Here is a 22,874-nt window from a genome sequence, read left to right on the forward strand (position 1 = left end):
CGATTTCTCAGAGGTTTTGTTTTTAAGTACCTGGAGTGGGAATCGAACCCACACACCTAAGTACACGAGTTTGAGTCGTGCGCGTCTACCAATTCCGCCATCCAGGCAATTGATGTGTTTCAATTGTGGGTGCAAATGTAAAAAAAATAATTTCATTTAAAAGAAAAAATAGTGAAAAATATTCTTTCAGAGTTGGATTTTATTCCTAAATTTGCACCTCGTTTACAACACACAACACTAACTAACTACTAAACAACAAATTAAAATGTCGCACCAAGAACCGGAAGCAAAAATATTTGCATGTTCTCAAAGTGTATATTTAGCCGAGCAGATAGCTAAAAGCTATGGCGTGGAGCTAGGTAAAATAACGTTCTCAAAATATAGTGATGGTGAATTCCAACCGTCTTTCGAAGAATCAATCAGAGGATTAAGAGTCTTTTTGGTTTGCTCCACTTTTCCAAGTGCAGACAACCTTATGGAACTTTTGCTAATGATTGATGCTGCCAAAAGAGCTTCGGCTCGCCACATTACGGCTGTAATACCGTATTTTGGCTGGGCCCGTCAGGACAGGAAAGACAAGCCGCGCGTGCCTATAGGAGCAAAATTGGTTGCCAAATTGCTTGAAGCTGCAGGAGCTACCCGAATCATGACTATGGATTTGCATGCTGACCAGATTCAGGGCTTTTTTGAAAAACCAGTGGATCACTTGTTTGCATCGACTATTTTCTTGCCGTATGTAAAGAGCCTGAACCTGGAGAATCTGACAATCGCATCTCCGGATATGGGTGGTTCTAAAAGAGCCTATGCCTATTCTAAGTTCTTAGAATCGGACGTGGTTATCTGCTACAAGCAAAGAAAAGCCGCCAATGTGATTGAAAGTATGGAATTGATTGGCGAGGTAAAAGGCAGAAATATCATCCTTGTTGATGACATGATTGATACCGGAGGGACTCTTGCCAAAGCGGCAGACCTGATGATTGAAAAAGGAGCCTTGAGCGTAAGAGCTATTTGTACGCATGCCATTTTATCTGGTAATGCTTATGAAAAAATTGAGAATTCACAATTAAGTGAATTAATCGTTACCGATTCTATTCCGTTGAAGAAGGAATCGAAAAAAATCCGCGTGGTGAGCTGTGCACCGCTTTTTGCAGAAGTAATGCAAATGGTACAGCACAACAACTCTATCAGCGGTAAATTCTTAATGTAGAATTTTTTATTAATTATATATATTTACAAATGAAATCGATTACAATTAAAGGATCAGAAAGAGAAAGCGTGGGCAAGTCAGCGACTAAAGCCTTACGTAATGCTGGAATGGTTCCTTGCGTTTTATACGGAGGAGATCAGCCGGTGCATTTCTCAGCAGAAGAAAAAGCATTCAAAAATTTGATTTACACTCCAAACGCTCACACAGTTGTGATCGAACTTGAAGGTGGTAAAACTTTCAACGCAGTATTGCAAGATACTCAAGTGCACCCTGTTTCAGACAAAATTTTGCACTTAGACTTCTTCCAATTACACGATGACAAAGAAATCACTATGGAAGTTCCGGTAAGAGTTACTGGTGTTTCTCCAGGTGTATTGTTAGGGGGAGTTTTACGTTTGAACCAACGTAGATTGAAAGTAAAAGCACTTCCTAAAAACCTTCCTGACTTCGTAGATGCTGACATCTCAGGTCTTGAAATGGGTAACAAATTATACGTCACTAAATTAGTTGCTGACAACTACAAATTGCTTCACCCAGACAACACTGTTGTTGCTCAGGTAAGAATTTCACGTGCTGCAATGAAAGCTGCTCAAGAAGCTGCAAAAGCTGCAAAAGCACCAGCAAAAGGAAAGAAAAAATAATTTTCACCTTGAATTATACCAAAAGCATCAGCCTAAAACTGATGCTTTTTTTATTTTACATACTTATAAAAGATTACAAAACAGCAAAGCTAATCCGCAGAGAAAAACTATTTTTACGAAATGAAAAATTGGATTTTCAACATTTTTAGCAAAAAACAAAAAACAACAGATTCAGACCCGATGAAAAAATTTTTAATCGTTGGCCTTGGAAATATTGGCGCAGAATACGTAAATACCCGACATAATATAGGTTTTAAAGTAGTGGATCATCTGGCCCGGAAAGAAAGCCTTGATTTCCAAACCGTAAAGCTTGGCGCTATGGCAGAATACAAACTAAAAGGCCGAACGCTTTTTCTTTTAAAGCCCAACACTTATATGAACCTTAGCGGCAAAGCCGTAAAATATTGGATGGATAAGGAAAACATACCGGCTTCCAATATTCTGGTAATAACAGATGACCTGAACCTTTCTTTCGGAACCATACGAATCAAACCGAAAGGAAGCGATGGCGGACATAATGGATTAAAAAGTATACAGCAAACCCTAAACTCTTCCGATTATCCCAGATTCCGATTTGGAATCAGCGACGATTTCAAAAAAGGCAGGCAGGTTGATTATGTATTGGGAGAATGGAATGAAGAAGAAACAGCAAAACTTCCGGAAAGGCTAGACGTTGCCGCAGAAATTATCCGATCGTTCGCATTGTCAGGACTTGACATTACCATGAATACTTTCAACGGAAAATAATTGGCTTTCTTTTTGCTATCTTTAATATAAGAAAAACAAAATTTATGAAAAAATATATCCTTTTACCACTAATCGGATTGGTCATAGCCTGCTGTAGCACCAAAACTTCCAAAACCATGGCAAACAATAGCAAAAAAACCAAAATTGAAAGCCCTTGTCCAGAAGAAGGAATTTGCAGTTTTGAAATTCTCCAAAACAAAAGCATGAATGTAAAAACAGACGGTATCGACAAGGTTTATTATGAACTTGAAGAAAATCCGGATAAGGTTGTTTTCCTTTATAAATACCAAAAGAAAATAGCTGACAAAACATTGCAAGATGCCGGTTATTCAGAAGAAATCGTTTTCGAAATGGATAAGAATTATACTGATTTTTCTTTTTCAGATAAAGGAATCCAAAGTACCAAAATGCTTTTTGGCGTTTTTTGTTATTGCAAAGGAAAAGCCGGGTATTACAGGGTAACTAAAGGCAACCTTGTCAAAAAAGGCTCTGAACTGCAAATCGACTTGCCACCAATTGTTGACAATCAGTTAATCACCCATATAAAAATAAACCTATAAAAAAAGGAACTCTTTCGAGTTCCTTTTTTATGATTTAGATTGAGTGATTATTGAATCACTATCTTCTTAACTTCTTTCTTATCTCCATCCTGAACAGTAACAAGATAAATTCCCGACTGTGCATTACTTAATTGAAGGCTTTGAGAGAACAATCCGGTATTTTGGTAGGACTGATTAAAAATCTCTCTTCCTCTAATATCATGTACACCGACTTTAATTTCATTACTTGAATCAGAATTAAACTGAATATTGAAAGTACCATTATTTGGGTTAGGATAAATCTTAAAGTCTGCTAGCCCAAAATTTTCAGTACTCAAAACGGCAGTTTGAGAACAAATTGTTATTGAAAATGAATTTACAGTTCCAGTATCCTGTGCTGCTAAATCTCTAACCGCAAACAACCAGTTTCCTTGTGGATTTGTTCCATTATAAATAGATAACGGCTCTGCTGGCAGAATATTACCCGTAATCACAGCACCACAGGTAACATTAGTACCCTGATCATCAAAGGTTGCATTTAAACTCGTTGTCACACCGTCACATGCATTAAGGAAAAGAGGAACAAGAGTTTGTGCCGGATTAACAAGTACGACTTGTAAATCTGCAAGATAGGTGTGAGATATATTAACAGCCACATTTACATCAGATATGTTAGCAGTTGTTGGTATGCTAGTCGCTCTAACAGTAAAGTTCTGATTGTTATCAGGTATAGCAAAAGCCGTATTGGTAGTATAGGTATTACAAGTATTTGTTACAGTATATCCAATTGCAAAGGTTTTTGAGTTAATGGCATAAAAGATATTCCCTACCGATTCTACCATAATTCTACAAAATGGAGCTGCAGTATTTGGAACCGTTATCGTTTGCGAACCATCATTTGGCGTATTAGCAACTAAAACTGTTGGATAAGTCAATCCTCCATCAGTTGAAAGTAAAATATTGACATTAGCTGTATTGAAAGGCGCAGCTGTTGTATTCGCAACGTTCCATGTAACGGTCTGCGTCTGCCCTTGTGTCCAAGTTATTCCATCTGTATTTTGGGACGTTACAGTAAATGGGCCTGCTGCCGTGCTAGTTGTAACCGTCATGTTTTGTCTGGTGGTCTGTCCTCCGTTAGGAGATCTGTTATCCCTAACAGTAAGAGCAAAATTCAATGTTCTTGCTACAGTAGGAATCACTTCCCAGGGAGAAGTACCTCCACTTACAATATTTGCCAAAGAAGGGAAATATCTATTTGGAGAGCTTGAAGGGGCTACAGATCTAAAGTTAGGGTTAGAAGTCGTTGAAGTGGCACTAGGCAAGTTTGTATTAACTCCTGAGTTAGTCTGTTCCCAGCAATATGTCAGTGCATCACCATTCACATCTGTTGCACTTCCTCTCAAAACAAAAGGCGTTCCGGCAGGAATTGTATAACTTGTCAAAGCAGGAACCGTTGGAGGTGTGTTTCCATTAGCTACTCCTGGAACACAGTTACCAAAATTTCCTGTGATATGAGAAACCATCTGTGCGATACTTACAGCATGAAAATAAGCATCCGAACCATTTTGCACGTTAGGAGAACAGATTCCCGCATAACCCATAATGGTAGACCCACTACCTGGTTCTACAGCAGAACCAGTCTGTCTGTTATTCCCGCAAGAATTATTAAATGTATGTGCAGCTCCAAATTGGTGTCCCATTTCGTGAGCTACATAATCAATATCATATGGATCTCCAACCGGAGCATCAGATCCTGTAATACCTTTAGCTTTTCCAGATGATATACATACTGCCGGAGATTGTGCTAATCCGCCACCACCTGTACTTACGGTATGTCCTATATCATAGTTTGTATTACCAATCGCATTATCAATTACTACCTGGCTTTCGTCAATCAAAGCTTCAGCATCATCATTTGTAAAGTTATCTGCATCAACAAAAATTACGCTTTCATTATTAGCAACCAATTGCATCCTTAATGACATATCTCTTTCATACACACTACTTACACGTGCAACTGTTACGTTCATTGCTGCCAAAACAGCCGCTTTTTTTTGTGCCAGGGTAGCTGTTGGACTCAAAGTTCCTGCAGTAACCGCTGCATTTACGTGAAATGTTGCATACTCTACAGTACAAGCCATAGCCAAACGGTAAGTTCTGAATCTACCATCACTTGCAGGCGGCGGTAACGGAACATCCATAGATTCTACCGTATTCTCCTGAACCTTACACTCAAAATTACGAGATGTTGTCAAGTCAGACTTATCATAAACAATATAGTTCTTTACGTCTTTGGTATAAGGATCAATGTAAAATGTTCCTCTTCCAGACAATGTCATTGTGTGAAGCCCAAAAATTGTAGTTGTAAGGTGAATTCTAGCAGTAGGATCATCAATTCCCTGACCAATATAGGACTGGATTTCAGGATGTGCTTTTGCTAATTCCGGAGCCATTACTGACGATTCATAAATTCTGTAATTTTCAAGCTTTCCCTGTGGATTTGGAAAAGCAATTATTACATTTGAAACCTCACCTGTCTCCCTTGAAGGAGCCATTTGCAGTTGCGATTTCAATCCTGAAAAATCCAAATGAAAAATCTGGAATTTTTGTGGCATAGAGCTACGGTCTGCTTTCTCCAAAACACTTAGCTTTTCTGCAGAGGTTTTTGTCCATAGTGGTAGTGACTGCGAATAACCCGCAGAAAACATAAGGACAAAAACAATTAACGGTAATAGTTTTTTCATAATTTTTATAGTTTACAAAGTCAAAATTAATGATTTATATGCATATTCTAATTATTTAACAATAAAAATGAAAGAGATATTTAACAACATCCACTATATCCTGCTTTTTTTATAACGGTTACCTACTATTCAAGGCATCAGTAAGATATGAGCAGAGAAGTTTTTTTTATTGGGCATATAGCTTAATTTTGCCAAAAAGATAATCCCACCATTTTGAATATTTTCCACAACATACAAGATTTTAAACCCAACAGAAATACTGTTGCCACGCTTGGAACATTTGACGGCGTTCATTTGGGACATAAAAAAATAATCGAACGGCTCACACAAGAGGCTGAAAAAAGCAATACTGAAAGTCTGGTACTTACTTTTTTCCCACATCCAAGAATGGTGCTACAAGGTAATTCTGTAATACAACTCCTGAATACGATTCAGGAAAAAGCAGAATTATTAGAAAGCATTGGCCTGCAAAACTTAATCATACATCCGTTCGACGAAAGTTTTTCGCAGTTAAGTGCCGAAGAATTTGTCAAAACCATACTTGTTGACCAATTTCAAATCAAAAAGATAATCATAGGACACGACCACCGTTTTGGAAAAAACCGTTCTGCAGATATCAACGATTTGATTGCCTATGGAAAAATATACGATTTTGAAGTAGAACAAATTTCTGCAGAAGAAATTGATGAAGTTTCCATAAGCTCCACAAAAATAAGGAAAGCCCTTTTGAGTGGCGATATCCAATTAGCAAATGAATATCTGGGATACAACTATTTTATTACCGGAACAGTTGTAAAAGGAAGACAGCTCGGGAGGACAATTGGTTTCCCAACAGCCAATTTAAAAATTGAAGAAGAATACAAACTGATTCCTTTAAATGGCGTTTACATCGTCAAAAGCCACTGGAACGGAAAAGAAGTTTTTGGCATGATGAACATTGGCACCAATCCTACCGTTGACGGAAAGGAAAGAACAATCGAAACAAATTTCTTAGATTTGGAAGAAGATTTATACGGAAAGGAAATGCGCATTTATTTTCTGCAACGGATTCGTTCTGAAGAAAAATTCGATTCCATTGACACCCTTAAAGCAGCGATTGAAAATGATAAAATCATAACTCAAAGTTTTATAAAAAGTTTAAAATGAAAAAGCTCTTTCTGCCCATAGACAATTCACCGCTAATTATTTTTCGTATTTTTTTCGGTTTTCTACTGGCAGCAGAAACTTTTGGAGCCATTTTGACTGGTTGGGTCAAAGAAAATTTCATAAAGCCACAATTTACATTCAGCCATATTGGAATGGAATGGCTGCAACCGCTTCCCGGTTACGGAATGTATTTTTATTTTGCCACGATGGGAGTCCTTGGCATTTTGGTAATGCTTGGCTGGAAATACAAATGGAGTCTTTCTGCTTTTACTGTTTTATGGACCCTAACCTATTGGATGCAGAAAACATCCTATAACAATCATTATTATATGCTGGTTCTGGTTTGCCTGATCATGATTTTCCTTCCCGCAAACCGATATGCTTCTCTTGATGCCAAGCAAAACCCCGAAATAAAAAGCCTGACAATGCCTCAATGGTGTTCACTGGTAATGATTCTTCAGGTGGCCATTGTCTACTTTTTTGCAACAGTATCTAAATTCTATCCGGACTGGCTCGATGGCACTTTTACTAAAAATCTTTTAGCAAACAAATCATCCTATCCTTTTATCCGGAACATCTTCAACCAAAAATGGTTCTATCTTTTCATTGCCTATTCCGGTATTTTGTTCGACATGCTTATCGTACCGATGCTGCTTTGGAAAAAAACCAGAACCCTTGCCTTTATCGCTTCTTTACTATTCCACCTCTTTAACGCTATCACATTGCAAATAGGTATCTTTCCGTTTTTTGCTTTGAGTTTTGCCGTATTCTTTTATCCTCCTGAAAAAATAAGGGCATTATTTTTCAAAAAGAAACCCAAACCGGAAGGAAACGAACCCATTTATCAGAACAAATCAATTTTGTTCTATTTTTTTATTCCTTATTTTTTAATCCAGATTGCACTGCCGGTCCGCCATTGGTTTATCAAAGGTGACGTGCTATGGACAGAAGAAGGACACCGTTTAAGCTGGAGAATGATGCTCCGTTCAAGAACCGGTTATTCCACATATAAAGTCATTGACAAAAAGACCGGAGAGCGCCTGCCTTACAGCTTGTATTCCAGCCTTACAGACAAGCAAATAGCCATGGTTGCTGACAAGCCCGATGCCATCTGGCAAATGGCTCAGAAAATAAAAAAGGTATTTGCAAAACAGGGCAAGGATGTTAGTGTTTTTGTGGATTGTCATGTTTCAATCAATGGCAAACCTTACAAACAACTCATCGATCCGACTGTAGACCTGGCTGCTGCAAAATGGGATTATTTTGGACATAACGATTGGATTCTACTGTATGACGAAAATAATAAATCTGTAAAATCAGCTTCCTTGAATTAATCAGAAAAAACTTAATTTATTAAAATTTTACTAAAAATTCAAAGCAACCCCAAATAGGATGCGAAAAATAAAATAATATTCGTAATTTTAATACATAAATCGAGCGGTACCCCTAAAACCAAATCATTTATAACTTAAATAGTATAACTAAAAACAGAATATTATGAAAGTATCCAGATTAGTAACCAACGGTGTGATTATTTTTATAGGTTTAGGATTATACTTCCTGCTTATTGAAGCACTCGACCTAAAAGACCACATCTATCTCAGACTCGTTAATTTTATTTTTGTAATCTATGGTGTAAACAAGACCATAAAATCAAACTATCATGATGGCATAAACGGCTATCTGACCAATCTCCTTTCCGGTTTTATAACCGCAATGGTCGGGCTGATTTTAGGACTCATTGCTTTCATGATTTATGTAGAATACCGAGGCGGCAATACCTATCTGGAGTCTTTTGCAGACAGCTATATTTTTGGTGGAGGTGACCCGTCTTTATATCAGTTCTGTTTTGGACTGTTCATTGAAGGTTCTGCCGCATCCATGATTGTTTCCTTTGCCATGATGCAGTACTGGAAAGATAAAGTAGAGAAAATCAATAAGGTAGACTAAATTATAACGATGCCTATTTTGAAGCAGGGGATTGTCAGATTTGACAATCCCCTGCTTTATTTAATCAACAATCCAATGTTTCTAACTTTCGGGAAAAGATTTTTATACTTATTATGGAATTACCTACTTTTGGAACAAACAAAAGACTAACCATTATGAGTATAATACGACACAATTGGACCAAAGAAGAAATCATAGCGGTATACAACAAACCGATGATGGATTTACTATATGAAGCTGCTTCTATTCACAGGATGAATCATGATCCAAATGTGGTTCAGGTTTCTACTCTCCTATCTATAAAAACCGGTGGCTGTCCGGAAGATTGCGGCTATTGCCCACAGGCTGCACGCTACCACACCGGAGTTGAAGGCAATGACCTGATGTCTGTCCAGCAGGTAAAAGCACAGGCCCTGAGAGCCAAATCAAGCGGTTCGTCAAGAGTATGTATGGGTGCAGCATGGAGAAACGTGAAAGACGGACCGGAATTCGACCAGGTTTTGGAAATGGTGAGAACCATCAACAAACTGGACATGGAAGTATGCTGTACTTTGGGAATGCTTACAGAAAATCAGGCGCAACGTTTGGCCGAAGCCGGACTTTATGCTTACAACCATAACTTGGATACCTCTGAGGAATATTACAAGGAAGTTATTTCTACACGTGGTTACGAAGACCGTTTGCAAACCATAGAGAATGTACGTAAGACCAACGTAACAGTATGCAGTGGCGGTATTATAGGAATGGGCGAAAGTATTGAAGACAGAGCCGGAATGCTTGTAGCCCTAGCATCTTTAAGTCCGCAACCGGAATCTGTGCCTATCAACGCCCTTGTTGCTGTGGAAGGAACGCCGCTTGAAGAAGAAAAACCGGTTGAAATCTGGGAAATGATTCGTATGGTAGCCACTACAAGAATTGTTATGCCACACACTCAGGTACGACTTTCTGCTGGAAGAACGAACATGAGCCGTGAAGGCCAGGCACTTTGCTTTTTTGCAGGAGCGAATTCTATTTTTGCAGGAGATAAGCTATTAACAACGCCTAATCCGGATGTAAACGAAGATATGAAGATGTTCGAAATGTTGGGCTTAAATCCGCAGAAACCATTTACAAAAGTTTCGCAGCCTAAAACAGTAGAAGCCGAAGATTCGCAATTTGAATCCTTAGGAGAGAAACCGAGATGGAGCCGTCCGGAACACAAAATCGAAAGAAACCTTGTAGCTTCCGGCAAAAAGGCATAATCAGAATTCACAATACAAATCAGAGCTTTTCCTAACAGAAAAGCTTTTTTTATGAATTTTCAACACATCGCCACGCAACCATTTATGCAATACTTATTCTTATATTTGAATAAAAAAACTCCCAATGCATAAAAAAGCCCGCTACGTCAAGTCCGTCTGTTTGTCGTTCTTGTTATGCCTGCTTTTTACGTCCAAACTCCAGGCTCAGGCCACCGCGCACTGCGATTCGCTCATTGTTTCCGGAATTGACTACATGTGGAAAAAAGACCATGTCAAGTCTCTGGAACTCCTAACCCAGGCCAAAAACCAGGCAGAAAAAAACAGATGGTACAGGCAGCTTTTTCTGGCAACCAACAACATAGGCGCCAATTATTACACTATGCTTGATTATGGTGAAGCACTCAATCATTACCTCGAAAGCTACACCATTGCGGTAAAACACCTGGATCCAAAATCAGAAATGGTTGTCCTGAACAACATCGCTATACTTTATTCAAAAGAAAAGAACTTTGAAAAGGCGAACGAATATTTCAAGAAAGCCTATGATATCGCCCAGGAAAACAAGGATACGCTTAAAGTGGGGCTTTATGCCATGAATCTGGGCAATGTTGCCAATGAAACCAACGAGTTAAAAAAAGCACGGGCCTATTTTAATGAATCCCTGCCCTTACTGGGGTCGCAACCCCAATTGCAGATTTTAGCCAAAATGGCAATAGCCGAAAATGAAAACCTACAGGGAAATTCAAAACAGGCGCGTACCATAGCCGAAGAACTATACAGGACAACCAAAGACCTAGAATATAACGATATCGGAATTTCGCTACTGACCATCATATCAAAGAGCCATCTAAATGACAACAACCTTGATTTGGCCAGCGATTATGCCAATAAGGTTTTCGAAAGGAAGCCTAATCTGGAAACCAAAATCAACATCTTCAGGCTTTTATCAGATATTAATTTTAAGAAGGAAAAATATGCCCTGGCTTTAAATTACAGAGATTCCATTATAAAAACCGAAAGCGAACTGAATGAGATTAAAAACGGAAAGGTCTTTGAAAACAGCCGGGTTAAATTTGAAATTGAGAATTACAAGAAAGAAATCGCCAACAACGAATCAAAGATAGCCGAAGAACGAAAACTTTTTTATTCCATCATTGCCGTTATATTTATTGTTGTAGTCTTTCTGGTCTGGACATTGCGAAACATTTCCATCAAACACAAACAGAAAAAGCTGATTGCCGAGCGAAACGAACAAATCGTGCTACTCGAACTTGAAAAGGAAAAAAGTGATAATCTCCTGCTCGAAAAAATGTTCAAGGAAAAAGAAACCAGCGCACTGCTGGAACAGGAAAAGCTGAAAAATGAAATTGAGCTTAAAAACAGGAAACTCTCCGCAAAGGCTCTTTACCTGTCCGGACGAAACGAATTAATTGAGGAAACACTCCAATCGTTATCAAAACTACCGGAAATTTCTAAAGACCCGGCATTGGTAAACCATATCCAAAACCTAAAAGGACACCTGAAGACCGACGACGAATGGGACAGCTTTATTACCCATTTCGAAGAAGTGAACCAGACTTTCCTTAACAGCCTGAAAGAAAAGCATCCGAAACTGAATTCAAACGATATCCGTTTTATAACCTACATCTATATGAACCTCAGCACGAAGGAAATTTCTTCCATGCTGAACATTACTGCAGATGCCTGCAGGAAAAGAAAGGAACGTATTGCCGCCCGAATGGAACTTCCACACGACATCAACCTATACGATTATCTTTCAACGCTTTAACACAACAAATCACATTTTGTCCTAAAGGATGTCACACTATGTCCGCCCGTTTTTTTTGAAATAGCTGTTGTTTTTTTGAAAATTTAGAAAAACAAAAAATGTCTATTATGAAAAAAATTACCATTGCTTTACTACTGTTATTGAGCTATGCCAGCCAGGCTCAAATCAGTTACGAAGCCTCAACCAATTTTGGAAAACTGGAAGACCTTACGTATGATGCAACTGTTCCAAACAAAATCTATGGACGCACACAAGGGAACCATATTATTGTTTCTGTTGATAATGGTGCCACATGGAGCGTAAAATATTCCTTTCCAAACCCGACAGCACAACTCAGAGACATTAAACCATACGGTCAAACCGGACTGAGTTTTTCAATTATTAACAGCGGCACACAAGACGGTGTTTACCTTTTTGACCTGGCTACGAATGCCATTACTCATTTCTATGCCATTCCTAACCCGCAGGATAATGCACAGGTGGTTTCCTATTCGTTTTATGATACTGCCGGAACAGACCTCATCATTCATACTTCTTATCTGGAAGGATTAATAGCCAGAACCAAAGTTTTTCATACCAAAAGTTCGGGAGCGCTCTGGAACCTGATTTATTTTAGCCCTGACCACGACGACGTTCATATTGACAATGTTGCTTTTAGTCCGGTGAACAGTTCTAAAATTTACATGGGAAGGTCATTGGGCCCTAATGGAATTAATGGCGGACTGTTAATTTCTGAAGATAACGGGACTACATGGACTGAAAAACTACCCGGATTTACATTCAGCGCCATAGCTTTTAATCCTCTAAACAGTAATGATATGTTGATTGGAACCAGCATCGGATTTGGAATTCATCCGGAACGTATCTATCGCTCAACCGATGCGGGAGAAACATGGAGCATTATTCCAATTACCTGGACAGACCAGACCCTGAACAATATTACCAAAATTGTTTTCCATCCAACAAATCCAAACCACATCATTGCACTTGAAGAAAATGAAATTGCAAAAACCAATGACGGCGGATTGACCTGGACTAACATACCTTATCCTGAAGGTTCTACATCCTATTATTACGGATTGAATGCTTCATATAACCCGTCCAACCCAAATCAGATAGCCATTGCAACCGATTTATTCCCGCAATTTTCCAACGATGGCGGCACTACACTAACACAAATCAAGGCTCCTTTTTATAATGTTGTAAGTATTTCCCATGCGAAATATCAATCGGAAAAACATCTATATTATGGTAGTCAGGGAGGCCGTCTGCGTAAAAACCTTACTACAGGAGTAACTTCCATTCACGATATTGAACCGCCAACTTCTTTCAATCCGAAAAGAAACTATATGGTAGCTGATCCTGTAGTTGCCGGTCGTGTTTTCACATATGCTTCAATGGGTTTCTTTGGAAGCACCCTTAACATGAGCACTGATTATGGAGCATCAACAACTGTTTTAATGGATGCTTTTGCTGATGATATGCAGGAATTGATTGTAGACCCAAACAACTCCAACATTATTTATGTTTCATTAAGAACCGGAGAAGGCGGTAATCTTTACAAAATCAATTTTACTAATCCGGAAGAAATCATTACGGACGAAATTACAACTCCGGAAACAAGCGAATTTGGTTATGGAGTTGTGACAGGAATTTCTGTTTCTGCGACCAATCCAAATGAAATTTTTATTGCAAAATCATCCAAGGTTTTCAAATCTACAGACGGCGGTCTTACCTGGGTTGAAAAAATAAACGGACTTACAATCGACCATGAGGCAGACCTGATCTGGGATATGGCAAGAAATCCATTGGATGCAAATCATTTCACTGCCATAACCAGTTCCGGTATTTATTCCACTTCCGATGCCGGTGAAAACTGGACAGCAATTTTAGACGGTGTCAATGCAAAAAGAATCAAATATTCTCCTGTAAACAACGGGGTTATGGTGGCCTCTGTTCACAGTGCACTTAATATCGACGCTGCAATTTATTACACTACAGACGGTGGTGCCAACTGGACTTATGTTAGTCCGCAACAGCTCAACTACATTCAATCAGGCGCCATGGACTATGATTTTGACGGCACGACAATCAATGCCTATATAGCAACAACAGATTTAGGCGTGATGAAATATCAAATTCTGAATCTGCAATTGGGAATCCATAATCCGGAAACGGCATCTAATCCTGTTTTTATCTATCCGAATCCGGCCAATGACATTCTGAACGTTGGTGTTTCAGGCAATCAGTTCGAAATAAAAAATACGGCTATCTATTCCATTACGGGGCAAAAAGTGATGGAAAGTACCAGCAATACGATTAATATTTCAAAACTAAGCAGTGGGATTTATATCGTAAATAGTACGACACAAAACGACAAACAGTTTTCCCAAAAGCTGATTAAAAATTAGTTTTTCAGTTTTTTAAATTTGAAAGTACCGCATGTCAAAATCAGATATGCGGTATTTTTATGGAAAAAATTTAAGTCCTTGCATTTTACATTTTGATAATCCTTTATTAACTTTGTTTTTATCAAACTATGTATTGTATGCCGTTGCATTTGACTGAAATTGAGCGCGTAAAAACTATCTCAAAAGAAGATTTTTATACTAATTATGTAAAAAAACAAAAGCCATTGGTCATCGAAAAGCTGACAGAAGACTGGCCGGCATACGAAAAATGGAAACTTAATTACATCAAAGAGATTGCCGGCGATAAAACCGTTCCTTTGTATGATGACCGTCCGGTAACACACAAAGATGGTTTTAATGAGGCCCATGCCAAAATGAAAATGGCAGACTATATTGACCTGCTGCAAACCAAGCCTACCAATTACAGAATTTTTCTTTATAACCTGATGAAGGAAGTACCTTCCCTTAAATCAGACTTTAAATGGCCGGACATCGGGCTGAAACTCGTCAAGCAGCTTCCAATGCTTTTCTTTGGAGGAGAGAACTCAAAAGTATTCATACATTACGATATCGACTATTCAAATATCCTTCACTTCCACTTTCACGGAAAAAAGCAATGTATCCTTTTTGCTCCGGACCAAACGCCCTATCTGTATAAAGTACCCCACGCTTTAATCTCCAGAGAAGACATCGATTTTGACAATCCGGATCTGGAAAAATGGCCGGCATTAAAAAAAGCCAAAGGATTAATATGCAATCTGGAACATGGTGAAATGCTTTATATGCCTGAAGGTTATTGGCATTATATGAAATATGTAACGCCGGGATTCTCAATGAGTCTTCGTGCCTTCCCAAGAAAAATAAGCAATTTGGGAAAAGCAGTATACAATATCTTTATCATGAGGAACTTTGACAACATGATGCGAAAATGGAAAGGTCAGGCCTGGATTGATTATAAAAATGAACAGGCAATTGTCAGAACACATAAAAATTTAAAGATTTCAAACTAGGTTGGCAATAGTACCAGACAACTCTTATCATTCTTTTTTTTGAGCTAGTAACTTTATTGTTTGTGCATTGAATATATCGCTTGCTATGCTTTCAGCTTCTGAGATAACGCAATCGGCAATGCTTAGATATATTATATTATCATCATCATCTACGTTTTTATTTTTTTTCATAGCAGAATAAGCACTATCCATTCCATAGGTCAACAAAACCGGTTTTCCTTCATTGAATAATTGGGTAGAAATTCCCGTTAGCCTTTCTATAGCCACTTTTTTAACTGTATCTTCTTTTATATATAAAAGACAAATACATCCGGTTATTGAATAACACGCTTCACCCTTTAATAAAGGGTATTCATCAAAGAGGTTACTCCCATGATTTAAAATAAAGTTTCTGGTTAATAAAAAACGAAAATCATTTTCAATTTCTTCTGTCGTTTGAGCAGATGAATAGAATGTGCTTAAAAACATAAAAATTGACAAGTAAAAGTTTTTCATCTTAAAGTAAGGTAAGTATAGTAGCCAACTTCATTTGCCAGCACAAATTAATGTATATTCTGTATTATTCTTGCCATGAACTTGTCTTTAGTATTGCTATTTCTCCATTCAAGTCAATTTTCGCTAAAATTAGGTATCCTATTCCATATTCTTCTATATATTTTATTTTTGAAATTTGAGCTGTCAATAATGCATACTCCGGATAATAATAATATTGTATTTTGACTTGTGGTTTGTTAGCATTGATTTGTTCTATACAGGCTAGATTTAGTTTTATAGTTGGTTTTGACAAAAATTTAAACTCAAGTCTTCTATATGCTTCAGCAAAAGAAACTTTCTCTTCTTTCTCTATGATTTTCGCAACTTCAGATTGCAGAAAAGGAAAAGGAATTCCTTCGGTTACTAAGGTATCAATTTCACAATTCAGTTGTATTGGACTTAATGGGTTTTCAAAAAAGTAATCTTTTATTTCATTTGAGTTTTTGATATATTCATACATATTTTTAATCCCTCCACACAATCTTTCTGACCGATAATGAATAACATGTTGCTTGTTTACAGAACAAGAAATCAAGGCAATTGCTATTAATAGTAAGACAAAATTTCTTTTCATATTTTAATTTCATGGCAGCACTTGGTAAAAGCTACCTTTTTAAAAAGTTCTTGGGAATTGTTTGGATTATCGCAACTTTTATTCCACCACCATCTTTTTAGTAACTTCTCCCTTATCTGTTTTTATCTGAAGTAAATAAACACCTTGAGAAAGTCCGGAAACCGAAATTGAATTTTCTTTTGTGGTACGTAAATGTTGTCCAAGCAAATCGTAAAGCGATAGTTGACTTAATTGAGAACTCGCGCCTGTATGGACAAAGACGCGTTCTGAAGCGGGATTGGGATAGACACTGATGCTTTCTGATAAAAAATCGTCTGTTCCCAAAGGATTGGCAAGTTTTACCACCCAATAATCAAAACCGCCGTGATTTCCGGAAACATCACCATCATTCGATTTTGAATATCCTGCCAATATATATCCCAAATCTGTGGTTTGCTGTATAGAATGTGCACCATCTGTCGCATAGGGAATAGGGTTAAATCCTTCCTGATTGCTTCCTCCCAAAGCTTTTTGCCACTGGATAACTCCCTGACTGCTAAGTTTTACAATCCAATAATTCATATATCCGTTATTTCCGGAAACATCGCCGTCGTTACTTGTGACATATCCAAATACGATGTATCCTCCATCTGCTGTTTGTTGGACAGACTGGGCAAGATCGTTGCCGTAACCCCCTAATGCTTTTTTCCATTGTATTGCGCCTGTACTACTCAACTTCACTACCCAATAATCATCATAAAGAGGGCCGTGGAAACCGGAACCCGCAATATCTCCATCTTGTGAATACACATGTCCGGCAACGATATATCCTCCATCTGTGGTTTGAACAAGAGAAGTAAGTATATCCGAGCTCGTTCCACCGTATGTTTTTTGCCATTCAATTTCTTGCATATTATCTAGCTTTACCACCCAATAATCAACATTGCCGTGATTTTCGGAAACATGTCCGTCAACAGACAAGGTGTAGCCACCTATGACATAGCCGCCATCCTCCGTTTGTTGTACAGCGCGGGCATAGTCGTAGCTTTGCCCTCCCAAACAACGGCTCCATTCTATATCGCCAGTTGAAGTCAGCTTCACTATCCAGAAATCGGATCCTCCTCGACTACCAATAACATCGCTATTATTATTTTCAGATAAGGTATAGCATCCTACAATATAACCTCCATCTGCTATTTGCCGGATAGAGGTAGCAACATCGACATGATTTCCGCCAAATGTTTTCTGCCATTGTATAGTTCCTGCATTATCCAGCTTTATTACCCAGGCATCACTATTGCCCTGGTTTCTTGTAACATCTCCGTCATTGGAATAGGTCGTTCCGGCAATGACATATCCTAAATCTGCCGTTTGCTGAACGTAATTTGCAATATCGTTTCCTGAGCCACCAAACGTTTTGCTCCAGGCTACTGCTCCTGTTGCCGTTAGTTTAACCACCCAGATATCGTCACCACCGTGGTTGCCTGAAACATCACCATCATTGGAAGAAGTATATCCGGCCACAATATAACCTCTGTCAGCCGTTTGATGAACCGAGTTGGCATAATCATTACCGGTACCGCCCAATGATTTTTGCCACTCAATAACAGGTGCTTGTGCCATGCACAAAAAAGGGAAGAATAAAAAGTAAAAATGTTTCATACGCATAGTGTTTTAAAAGGGATAAAGGTGTAGCTTACCATTGTTTATCAAAACTTTATGATAAAACAATTATTAAATATAAACAAATATTTATTTTGCGTCTTACGGAATGAGTATACCCCCCATGTCATCGATTTTTCATATAATCTGAATTAGTTTATGCTCTTAAAAATTTACATCAGAACAATATCTTTTATACTTTTATAACCGTTAAACAATTTCTCATGCGCCAAAAACCCGAACAGAAAAGCTATACTCCTGAAGAAATCACCAAAAAGGCAGAAACCTATTGTGCCTATCAGGAGCGCTGCCATGAGGAAACTATACAAAAACTACGAACACTTACTTCTTCTCAATCCATTATAGATGCTGTAATCGTGCATCTGATTGAGAATAATTACCTAAACGAGGAACGCTTTGCGTGCAGTTTTGCCCGTGGCAAACACCGAATCAAACATTGGGGAAGATTACGAATCATTAATGAGCTGAAAGCAAGAAACATATCCAAATACAACATTGAAACTGCCCTAAAAGAAATAGCAGACGAATATCTGGATACTTTTCATTCTTCCGCAGAAAAATTCTGGGATACGATTCTGGAAAAAAACATCTTGAAAAAGCGGAAAAAATTCTGCGACTTTTTCCTCCGAAAAGGATTCGAAAGTAATCTGATTTATGAAAAAGCCATCGAATTGGAAAAACTGAATTAAACCTTTATTCCTTCATTTTTACACTCATTTTTTAAAAAACTAAGTTTTTTCTCACAATTTTTACGAAAACGTTTTCGTTGATTTCTGCATTTCGACGATGAAAAAATACACGTCATCGAAAACCTGAAAAATAGGCCTTTGAAAGCTTCTTTTGATAGATATCCCGGACATACATTTGCCCTACCCTATCAGAACAAACACCCCTTGACCTATGAAAAAATTGTTTTTGTTATTCGTTTTTTTACTACCACTTTTTGGTTTTTCACAGACAACTTTAGTACGTTGGGATGGAGCTAATAAAACTGCTTCACCATATATAATAGCTTCAAATATTTCTGCTGGAAACATCACAGGATCGAATGTAGATTTTATGGTTGACAACTGGAATAACAACGGAAATGCATTCAATACGGCTCAATGGCCTTCTGGAACAACTCCAGATTATTCAAAATACGTTCAAGTATCAATTTCTGCTAACAGTGGAAACAAAATCGATTTGAACCAATTCAATTTTGAATACCAAAACTATGATAACAATGGTCCTAGCAGAATGCAGGTATACTATTCAAAAGATGCAAGTTTTCCATCAAACGGAACCGTATTAACTACCAACAACAGCTTAGTTACTACAAATACAAACTTTAATGCAGTATCTGTTCCATTAACTGGTATCACTGTACAGTCTGGTGAAACAGTTTACATCAGAATAACATTTTACGGAAGAACTAACGGATGGTCTGGTCCAAGAATCAGAATAAGACATGGTTATAATGACAGTGCTCCTTCTTCTCACAATGCTTCAGGACCAACAATTACGGGAACTGTAACAACAGCTTGTACACCACAAGGAAATCCTTCTGTTTCTCCTAACGGTTCATGGAATGGTTATGTTTACTCTTACTCAGGGACTCCGGCAGCTACAACATATTTAGGATATGTTACAGAAAACGAAACTTTCGATAGAAACGTAGGTTCAGGGGCAGTAGCAGGACAGACAACAGTTCTTTGCCAACAGCCAACGGATAATTTCTATACCGTATACAAAATGACCAAAACCTTCCCTGCCGGAACTTATACTTTTACAGTGGGCGGAGATGACGGATACAGATTAAAAATCAACGGAGAGTCAGGATATTCTATTAGTGACTGGACTGACCACGGATATACATCAGGTTCAACTACAAAAACATTTGCAACTTCAACAACTGTAAATTTTGTTTTGGAGTATTATGAAAAAAATGGTGATTCTCAGGTATCTTTCAGCTATACTTGTGGCAATTCACCAACAGCTCCAACAACATTGACTTCAAACGCTACAAACAACACGATTTGTGCCGGTAACTCGGTTACTTTGACTGCTGGTGGTGGAAGTGTAAATACAAGTACTTATGAGTGGGGAACTGGAACAACTGTAGGTTCAAATGTTATTTCCGGTACTGGAGCTTCAATCACTGTTTCTCCTTCAACTACAACTACATACTGGGTTAGAAGAAAAGGTGCTGCTCCGTGTAATTTTACAACTACAGGATTGACATTGCAAATTACAGTGGCTGCGCCAACTGCAACTGCACCAACATCAATCACAGGAGTTACTACATTGTGTGCCGGAGGTTCAACTACGTTGACTGCTAACGGAGGTTCAGGTTCAACATACGAATGGGGAACAGGAACTGCGATAGGTTCTAACGTTATTTCAGGTTCAGGAGCTTCAATCACTGTTTCTCCTGCTACTACAACAACCTACTGGGTTAGAAGAATCAACTCTACACCATGTTCTACGCCAACAAGCGGTGTGACAGTAGCTGTAAATGTAACAACACCTTCAGGAGACCCAACCGCTTTTGGAAACAATGCATGGAATGTTTACGGTTATAATGTTGGAAGTATGACTCCTGCTCTTGCAAATTATGCCGGATATTATACACAAAACACTTTAGGGTTAAACACTCAGGATATGGCAAACAACGGATGGAACAATGAAACTTCTCCATCTTACTCTGCCGGATGGATTGGATGCCCTGTTCGTGTTGACGATTTTACAATGGTTCACAAAAGAAAAGGATTCCCATGTGGAAAATACCAGCTTTCTATGGACAACTGGGATGATGAGACAAGAGTTTATGTTAACGGAACAGTTGTATTTTACAATAGCGGATGGAGCGGAAGCAATCCAACGCCAACAGTAGTGGGAACTTATGCTCTTGACAGCAATTCAACTATTGAAGTAGTTACCAGAGAAGTAGGTGGATATGCTAACGTGAAATTATCTTTGACAGCAATTAATGCTACTTATAACGGAACCTCATGGAGTACTTCTCCTGAAGGAGCTTCAATTGTAATAGATGGTGATTTGCAACTAAACAGCAATTTGAATGTTTGTTCTTGTAAAGTAAACCCAAATAAGACTCTAAAAGTAAATCCTGGTGTAAACCTGCTTGTACAAAATGAAGTAGTTGTTGCTCCAACTGCAAACTTTATAGTAGAAAACAATGCAAGCCTTATTCAGGTTAATGATAATGCGTCAAACAGCGGAAAAGTAACTGTAAGAAGAAATACAACTCCTGTTACCCGTTATGACTTTACTTACTGGTCTTCACCTGTAGCAGCTGCTGACTGGACATTGCGTGATTTGTCTCCAAACACATTAGCAGACAAATACCTAAGCTATAATGCTGCCGGAAACGGATGGGTTACAGAAATGAACGGAGCCGCAGCTATGCAAACAGGAAAAGGATATATTGTGAGAGCTCCTCAACAGTATTCACTTACAGCTCCGGTTATCTTTGAAACAAAATTCATTGGAGCTCCAAATAACGGAGTTAAAAAAATCGATGCTAAGGTTGGAACTACATTAAAATCAAACCTGATCGGAAATCCATATCCTTCCGCTATCAGTGCAGATAAGTTCTATGAGGCAAACAAAGGAACAATTAAAGGTACATTCTATTTCTGGACACACAATATTGCGGTAAGCTCAACTCCAGATGCTAACGGAGTATACAACTACAATCCTGCCAGCTACATTTCTTACAATGCAACAGGAGCAACAGGTAATGGTGATACAAGCAACTGTACAACTTGCGGAAATAATCCTTCAAACAAGTTCAAAGGAAATATTGCTTCAGGTCAGGGATTCTTTGTAGAGGCAAAAAACAGCGGTGATATCGTTTTCAACAACGCTATGAGAGTTACAGAAGCAACAGGTAACGGGCAATTCTACAGAAGCAACCCTAACGCTATTCAAAGCAGCGAAAATGGAAACGGAGAAGAAGAAACTGTTATTGAAAAGAACAGATTGTGGTTGAATATCACTAATGCTGCAGGCGCTTACAATGAAATTCTTGTAGGTTATGTTACAGGAGCTACAAACAGTATGGATGATGATTATGACGGAATAACATATGCTTCCGGAACTGCTCTTTACTCATTGCTTGATGCCAACAAATTGGTTATTCAGGGAAGATCATTGCCTTTCAGCACTGCAGATGTTGTTCCTTTAGGATATATGGCTGCTACTGCCGGTGATTACAGCATCGGAATTGAAAGCGTTGACGGTTTGTTTGAAAATCAGAAAGTTTTCCTTGTAGACAGATTGACTGGAACAGTACACAACATTAAGAATGACAGATACTATTTCTCAACTACAGCCGGTACTTTCAATTCAAGATTTGAAATCCGTTATGTAAATGAAGCTCTTGGGATTGATACTCCTAAAGTAAATGCGAATGATATCATCGTTTACAAAAAAGGAGACCAGATTGCTATCAAAGCAGATAATTTCACAATCGATACTGTTCAGGTTCTTGATTTGACAGGTAAAGAAATCTTCTTCAAAAAAGGAGTTAACAATAATGAGTTCACAACTACAGGAATAAATGTAGGAACACAGGTAGTTGTAGCAAAAATAACTTTGGATGACAACCAAACAGTTTCCAAAAAAGTCATCATGAATTAAGACTAGATAATTCACTTCAGAATCCCATAAGCAAT

The 22,874-nt window shown here is 38.2% G+C and carries 17 protein-coding genes and 1 tRNA gene; 13 read left to right on the forward strand and 5 right to left on the reverse strand.

What is annotated here, in order from left to right; genetic code table 11:
- Positions 1-27: 27 nt before the first annotated feature.
- Positions 28-107, reverse strand: a tRNA-Leu gene (locus BGO88_RS12030).
- Between the two features lie 158 nt (positions 108-265).
- Between BGO88_RS12030 and BGO88_RS12035 the strand changes: the two genes are divergently transcribed.
- The 4 genes from BGO88_RS12035 to BGO88_RS12050 all read left to right on the forward strand — a co-directional run bounded on the left by BGO88_RS12035 (position 266) and on the right by BGO88_RS12050 (position 3,155).
- Positions 266-1,207, forward strand: a complete 942-nt coding sequence (locus tag BGO88_RS12035) for a ribose-phosphate pyrophosphokinase (protein ID WP_056071689.1) — start codon at positions 266-268, stop codon at positions 1,205-1,207.
- Positions 1,208-1,236: 29 nt separating this feature from the next.
- Positions 1,237-1,848, forward strand: coding sequence for a 50S ribosomal protein L25/general stress protein Ctc (locus BGO88_RS12040; protein WP_056071685.1), 612 nt, complete (start codon positions 1,237-1,239; stop codon positions 1,846-1,848).
- Positions 1,849-1,968: 120 nt separating this feature from the next.
- On the forward strand, positions 1,969-2,595 hold the full coding sequence (pth, locus tag BGO88_RS12045; RefSeq protein WP_101470855.1) for an aminoacyl-tRNA hydrolase: 627 nt from the start codon (positions 1,969-1,971) through the stop codon (positions 2,593-2,595).
- A 44-nt stretch (positions 2,596-2,639) separates the two neighbouring features.
- Positions 2,640-3,155: a hypothetical protein gene (locus BGO88_RS12050; RefSeq protein ID WP_286707028.1), complete on the forward strand. Its 516-nt coding sequence runs from the start codon at positions 2,640-2,642 to the stop codon at positions 3,153-3,155.
- A gap of 47 nt (positions 3,156-3,202) precedes the next feature.
- Here BGO88_RS12050 and BGO88_RS12055 read toward each other — a convergent pair whose 3' ends face one another.
- Positions 3,203-5,878 (reverse strand): zinc-dependent metalloprotease, encoded by a 2,676-nt coding sequence (locus BGO88_RS12055; protein WP_286707029.1) that lies wholly within the window; start codon positions 5,876-5,878, stop codon positions 3,203-3,205.
- A 213-nt stretch (positions 5,879-6,091) separates the two neighbouring features.
- On the opposite strand from BGO88_RS12055, the gene BGO88_RS12060 reads away from it, so the two are divergent.
- The 7 genes from BGO88_RS12060 to BGO88_RS12090 all read left to right on the forward strand — a co-directional run bounded on the left by BGO88_RS12060 (position 6,092) and on the right by BGO88_RS12090 (position 15,425).
- Positions 6,092-7,024: a bifunctional riboflavin kinase/FAD synthetase gene (locus tag BGO88_RS12060; protein WP_286707030.1), complete on the forward strand. Its 933-nt coding sequence runs from the start codon at positions 6,092-6,094 to the stop codon at positions 7,022-7,024.
- Positions 7,021-8,358 carry an HTTM domain-containing protein gene (locus BGO88_RS12065; RefSeq protein WP_286707031.1) on the forward strand — a complete coding sequence of 446 codons (1,338 nt, stop codon included), beginning with the start codon at positions 7,021-7,023 and terminating at the stop codon, positions 8,356-8,358. Before BGO88_RS12060 ends, BGO88_RS12065 begins: the two co-directional genes overlap by 4 nt.
- A 163-nt stretch (positions 8,359-8,521) precedes the next feature.
- Positions 8,522-8,974, forward strand: a complete 453-nt coding sequence (locus BGO88_RS12070; protein ID WP_101470860.1) for a hypothetical protein — start codon at positions 8,522-8,524, stop codon at positions 8,972-8,974.
- A gap of 155 nt (positions 8,975-9,129) precedes the next feature.
- Positions 9,130-10,215, forward strand: a complete 1,086-nt coding sequence (bioB, locus tag BGO88_RS12075) for a biotin synthase BioB (protein WP_056072501.1) — start codon at positions 9,130-9,132, stop codon at positions 10,213-10,215.
- A 124-nt stretch (positions 10,216-10,339) separates the two neighbouring features.
- On the forward strand, positions 10,340-12,004 hold the full coding sequence (locus tag BGO88_RS12080; protein ID WP_286707032.1) for a tetratricopeptide repeat protein: 1,665 nt from the start codon (positions 10,340-10,342) through the stop codon (positions 12,002-12,004).
- A gap of 107 nt (positions 12,005-12,111) precedes the next feature.
- Positions 12,112-14,415 (forward strand): T9SS type A sorting domain-containing protein, encoded by a 2,304-nt coding sequence (locus BGO88_RS12085; protein ID WP_286707033.1) that lies wholly within the window; start codon positions 12,112-12,114, stop codon positions 14,413-14,415.
- A gap of 137 nt (positions 14,416-14,552) precedes the next feature.
- Complete coding sequence (locus tag BGO88_RS12090) at positions 14,553-15,425, forward strand: cupin-like domain-containing protein (protein WP_273238124.1); 873 nt, start codon at positions 14,553-14,555, stop codon at positions 15,423-15,425.
- A gap of 27 nt (positions 15,426-15,452) precedes the next feature.
- Here the strand turns inward: BGO88_RS12090 and BGO88_RS12095 are convergent, their stop codons facing one another.
- From BGO88_RS12095 to BGO88_RS12105, 3 genes are all read right to left on the reverse strand, one after another.
- Entirely contained in the window at positions 15,453-15,920 is a 468-nt protein-coding gene (locus BGO88_RS12095) for a hypothetical protein (protein WP_286707034.1), read from the reverse strand.
- 64 nt (positions 15,921-15,984) lie between these two features.
- Positions 15,985-16,533, reverse strand: coding sequence for a hypothetical protein (locus BGO88_RS12100; protein WP_286707035.1), 549 nt, complete (start codon positions 16,531-16,533; stop codon positions 15,985-15,987).
- 78 nt (positions 16,534-16,611) lie between these two features.
- The gene (locus tag BGO88_RS12105) at positions 16,612-18,174 is read right to left on the reverse strand and encodes a T9SS type A sorting domain-containing protein (protein WP_286707036.1); all 1,563 of its coding nucleotides are present in this window, start codon (positions 18,172-18,174) and stop codon (positions 16,612-16,614) included.
- Positions 18,175-18,398: 224 nt separating this feature from the next.
- Between BGO88_RS12105 and BGO88_RS12110 the strand changes: the two genes are divergently transcribed.
- Together BGO88_RS12110 and BGO88_RS12115 are read left to right on the forward strand one after the other, a co-directional pair.
- The gene (locus tag BGO88_RS12110) at positions 18,399-18,884 is read left to right on the forward strand and encodes a regulatory protein RecX (RefSeq protein ID WP_286707037.1); all 486 of its coding nucleotides are present in this window, start codon (positions 18,399-18,401) and stop codon (positions 18,882-18,884) included.
- Between the two features lie 211 nt (positions 18,885-19,095).
- Positions 19,096-22,839, forward strand: coding sequence for a RemA C-terminal-like gliding motility protein (locus tag BGO88_RS12115; protein ID WP_286707038.1), 3,744 nt, complete (start codon positions 19,096-19,098; stop codon positions 22,837-22,839).
- Positions 22,840-22,874 lie beyond the last annotated feature (35 nt).

Origin of the sequence: Flavobacterium sp. 38-13 (assembly GCF_001899155.1) — a bacterium.
Classification (GTDB): Bacteria; Bacteroidota; Bacteroidia; order Flavobacteriales; family Flavobacteriaceae; genus Flavobacterium; species Flavobacterium lindanitolerans.

What these genes read in the sequence shown, in the direction of transcription:
- BGO88_RS12035 (WP_056071689.1), top strand. Translation starts at nt 266, where the DNA reads ATGTCGCACCAAGAACCGGAAGCAAAAATATTTGCATGTTCTCAAAGT.
- BGO88_RS12040 (WP_056071685.1), top strand. Translation starts at nt 1,237, where the DNA reads ATGAAATCGATTACAATTAAAGGATCAGAAAGAGAAAGCGTGGGCAAG.
- pth (WP_101470855.1), top strand. Translation starts at nt 1,969, where the DNA reads ATGAAAAATTGGATTTTCAACATTTTTAGCAAAAAACAAAAAACAACA.
- BGO88_RS12050 (WP_286707028.1), top strand. Translation starts at nt 2,640, where the DNA reads ATGAAAAAATATATCCTTTTACCACTAATCGGATTGGTCATAGCCTGC.
- BGO88_RS12055 (WP_286707029.1), bottom strand. Translation starts at nt 5,878, where the DNA reads ATGAAAAAACTATTACCGTTAATTGTTTTTGTCCTTATGTTTTCTGCG.
- BGO88_RS12065 (WP_286707031.1), top strand. Translation starts at nt 7,021, where the DNA reads ATGAAAAAGCTCTTTCTGCCCATAGACAATTCACCGCTAATTATTTTT.
- BGO88_RS12070 (WP_101470860.1), top strand. Translation starts at nt 8,522, where the DNA reads ATGAAAGTATCCAGATTAGTAACCAACGGTGTGATTATTTTTATAGGT.
- bioB (WP_056072501.1), top strand. Translation starts at nt 9,130, where the DNA reads ATGAGTATAATACGACACAATTGGACCAAAGAAGAAATCATAGCGGTA.
- BGO88_RS12080 (WP_286707032.1), top strand. Translation starts at nt 10,340, where the DNA reads ATGCATAAAAAAGCCCGCTACGTCAAGTCCGTCTGTTTGTCGTTCTTG.
- BGO88_RS12085 (WP_286707033.1), top strand. Translation starts at nt 12,112, where the DNA reads ATGAAAAAAATTACCATTGCTTTACTACTGTTATTGAGCTATGCCAGC.
- BGO88_RS12090 (WP_273238124.1), top strand. Translation starts at nt 14,553, where the DNA reads ATGCCGTTGCATTTGACTGAAATTGAGCGCGTAAAAACTATCTCAAAA.
- BGO88_RS12095 (WP_286707034.1), bottom strand. Translation starts at nt 15,920, where the DNA reads ATGAAAAACTTTTACTTGTCAATTTTTATGTTTTTAAGCACATTCTAT.
- BGO88_RS12100 (WP_286707035.1), bottom strand. Translation starts at nt 16,533, where the DNA reads ATGAAAAGAAATTTTGTCTTACTATTAATAGCAATTGCCTTGATTTCT.
- BGO88_RS12105 (WP_286707036.1), bottom strand. Translation starts at nt 18,174, where the DNA reads ATGAAACATTTTTACTTTTTATTCTTCCCTTTTTTGTGCATGGCACAA.
- BGO88_RS12110 (WP_286707037.1), top strand. Translation starts at nt 18,399, where the DNA reads ATGCGCCAAAAACCCGAACAGAAAAGCTATACTCCTGAAGAAATCACC.
- BGO88_RS12115 (WP_286707038.1), top strand. Translation starts at nt 19,096, where the DNA reads ATGAAAAAATTGTTTTTGTTATTCGTTTTTTTACTACCACTTTTTGGT.